Below are 3,213 nucleotides of genomic sequence, written 5' to 3'. Positions count from 1 at the left end.
AGGGGATTTTGGGGAATTTTGCAAAGGTCTCGGCCTTTTCGGAATACAAGACAAGGAATACTGTGAAATAGAAACCTTCGGCTCCATCATGGGTACGTTTAAAGAACCCCTCAACCCGTGGATCAACCCCGTCATTGACGCCGCCACCTCCGCCGACGATTTCCTGCTGACCGACGTGCGTAAAAAGAAAATGACCGTCTATATCGGCATCCTGCCCAATAAACTTGCCGAATCGAGGATCATCGTCAACCTGTTCTTCTCCCAACTGATCAACCAAAACACCAAAGAGCTGCCACAGGACAATCCCGATTTGAAACACCAGTGCCTGTTGCTGATGGACGAATTTACCAGCATAGGCAAAGTAGAAATCATCGCCCATTCCGTCAGCTACATGGCGGGCTACAACATCCGCCTGTTTCCGATTATCCAATCCGTCGCCCAACTGGATGCCGTTTACGGCAAAGAATACGCCCGCACGATCATCACCAACCACGCGCTGCAAATCATCTATACGCCGAGGGAGCAGCAGGACGCGAACGCAGCATATCCGAAAGCGAAGAGCGCCGCGCGCTGATGCTGCCGCAGGAATTGAAAGGAATGAATCAGGACAGCGAAATCATCCTTTATGAAGGTATGGCACATCCGGCGAAGGTGGGAAAAATCCGCTATTACCAAGAGGGGACGTTTACCAAACGGCTGAGGAAGCCTGTGGCAGTGGCTTCGCTGAAAAAATGACAATAGTAATTGGAGAAAGGCCGTCTGAAAATCAGGAGTTTGGTTTTCAGACGAATTGTTGCTATTGTGTGATAACATAAAAAGTAATAATTGAATCGATGTTTTCTTGGAAATTAAAAAAAGGGAGGTTTATGCCTTAATATGCTGATTTAAAAATTTAATAATGCACCTTTGCGCCTAAATACTCCAATAGGTCTTTATAAAATTGCAACACGATACAGCTTATAATGACAGAAAATATTATACTTACCAGGATAATTTTATAAATATTTCGGATATTTTTTATTTTCAAAAAAGTAATTTTATTGGATGCAGCCAATCGTTCATCTTTGAAACTCATCATAAGTATGGACAATAAAAAAGGCATAAAAACCAAATATTTTATGTGTGATAATATTGGAGCGAATACCCAGTATCGTCCCATTGCTGCAAAACTGAGAAAAATAACCAAATGCGAAACTATTGATAACAAAAATCCATATCCTATTATATTTTTGTTAATTTCTTTTTTTGATGCAAGAAAAATCAACCATATCAACGCGATCAGGGAAACAGCTAATGCGCCCGCAGCCATAATAAACAGTATAAATCCCACCTTAACTCCATTTATAAAAATATTAAAAATTCTTTAATTATACAAAAAATGAGGAATACAAAAAAGCCAGTATCGAATAGATAATTCCATATATTTTTTCAGACGGCCTGATTATATGTTCGTAAAGCCAAGGAGCACTTTATGAAACCTTTCATCCTGCTGCTGAGCGCAGCCTTTTTATCAACCGCAAGCCTCAGTGCCTGCTCGGAGAGTAACAAGATGAGTATCCAACAACAAACCGAAGCCCGTTTCAAATTGAATCCAGAACCCAAACAAGCCTACCGCGTCAGGATTAAGATTAACGATGCGCCAGGGCCGTTGAAACCGATAAACAATATGTATATCGGTTATGCAGCAAGAAACTGTTCTTATACCATTAGCAGATTGGCGGGAGCTACCGCATCCCCTGAAAAAAATATTCCCATCAAAATGGACTCGGTCGGGAATGACGAGTACGAAATGCTGTTTTATGCAGATGCCGTTTTAGATGAAGACTATTTCGGAGAGGGAATTTGCCGATGGCAACCTGAAAATTTCGGAGCTTCGTTTAAGGCGACGGGCAAAGCGGAAGAAACTGAATTTAACATCAGCGATGTGATGGAGAATCTGACAAAAACAAATACACTGACTAAATATTATTGGAAGGGTGCGTATCCCTATTTGAGGAAAGAAGACGGTTCAATATACGACGATGGGAATACCGTCAGTTTTGGTGCCGATTCACCCGACGGTTATGGATATGACCGTCAAAAAGATTTATTTACTATTACCGTTACTTTAGAGAAAGTTGAATCATGAGCCAATTAACCAAACAGCAATATGCCGACCTCGCCGCAGATGCCTATGAAGACCGTGTGGTTACTCCGCCGAATAAAACTTTGGTAGTGGGAGGAAACCATTACAAGGTTCTTGCCGTCCACAACAACCCCAAAACGGATTATCAGGGAGCTGTCTATCAGGATGTTCGTACCAACGAAATCATCGTTGCCCATAGAGGGACAGAATCTATGATTGATGCCAAGGTCGATCTCAAAATGGTACTCGACCGTGTCAATATTCAGGCGGAAGACGCGGCAAAATTGACACGGGAAGCATTAAGACTGGCAGAAAAATTCCATCAAGATAATAACTTACCCCGTCCCCACATTACCCAAGTCGGCCACTCCCTTGGCGGCGCACTTGCCCAAATCCAATCCTACCGCTTCAATCACGAAGGCGTAACCTTCAATGCCTACGGCGCGGCCGCGCTCAAAGACATCCCCGAAGGCGGCAACAGGGTGGTCAACTATGCGCGGGCATCGGATGCCGTATCCGCCGCCGCCCCGCATTACGGCAAGGTAATTATTCTTGCCAAGCAATCGGAACTGACTTTATTGTGGACGCAGGGCTACAACAACAGTATCAATATGCCTCCCGTGAATACTGCCGCTTCGGCACTTGTCAATCTGGGGGCGCATTCCATCAGCAACTTTACCGGCAGCGATTCCATCCTTTCGGAGCGCAATTACCAACCTGCCTTGGAATTGGCACAGCGCAACCGGACAATGATTGAAGACTACCGCGAGGACGTCAAATTCATCCGAAGCGGAATCCATAAGACCAACGAATACCTGAAAGATACTCGGGAAATTTATCGCAAAACCCGCGAAATCATCGACAAAGACCCGAACATGATGTCTTGGAACGAAAGGGATGAGCCGTATCAATACGCGCAGGCGGCAGGTGGCTTTTCCCCCGACGTGCAACCCCTGCACGAAAAAGCCAGAATCCTGCTTGCCGAGTTCAACCAAAGGGAAGATATCCACCAATCCGCTACGGAATTCGACAACACCGCCGCCTTCATTACCGCCGCCATGCAAAAAGCGAAAATGACCGATGCCGAC

3 protein-coding genes and 1 pseudogene are annotated in these 3,213 nt (G+C 44.8%); all 4 read left to right on the top strand.

The genetic code is table 11. The features are described 5' to 3' along the window. The first annotated feature begins 88 nt into the window (after positions 1–88). Positions 89–735, top strand: a pseudogene (locus tag HMPREF2954_RS11170) (type IV secretory system conjugative DNA transfer family protein). A 305-nt stretch (positions 736–1,040) separates the two neighbouring features. Then, positions 1,041–1,367: a hypothetical protein gene (locus tag HMPREF2954_RS12585; protein WP_141755674.1), complete on the top strand. Its 327-nt coding sequence runs from the start codon at positions 1,041–1,043 to the stop codon at positions 1,365–1,367. A gap of 104 nt (positions 1,368–1,471) precedes the next feature. Further along, positions 1,472–2,128 carry a hypothetical protein gene (locus HMPREF2954_RS11160; RefSeq protein ID WP_045072316.1) on the top strand — a complete coding sequence of 219 codons (657 nt, stop codon included), beginning with the start codon at positions 1,472–1,474 and terminating at the stop codon, positions 2,126–2,128. Beyond that, on the top strand, positions 2,125–3,213 hold a 1,089-nt coding region (locus HMPREF2954_RS11155), incomplete at its 3' end, for a Tle-like phospholipase domain-containing protein (protein WP_083313630.1). The genes HMPREF2954_RS11160 and HMPREF2954_RS11155, both read left to right, overlap by 4 nt.

It is taken from the genome of Neisseria sp. HMSC067H09, from assembly GCF_001814135.1.
In the GTDB taxonomy this organism is placed as follows: Bacteria; Pseudomonadota; Gammaproteobacteria; order Burkholderiales; family Neisseriaceae; genus Neisseria.
The sequence above is the reverse complement of the archived record's forward strand: the minus strand, read 5'-3'. Positions and strand labels throughout refer to the sequence as shown.

Bases quoted from the DNA above. Each gene is read 5' to 3' on its own strand.
- HMPREF2954_RS11160 (WP_045072316.1), top strand. From the start codon at position 1,472: ATGAAACCTTTCATCCTGCTGCTGAGCGCAGCCTTTTTATCAACCGCA.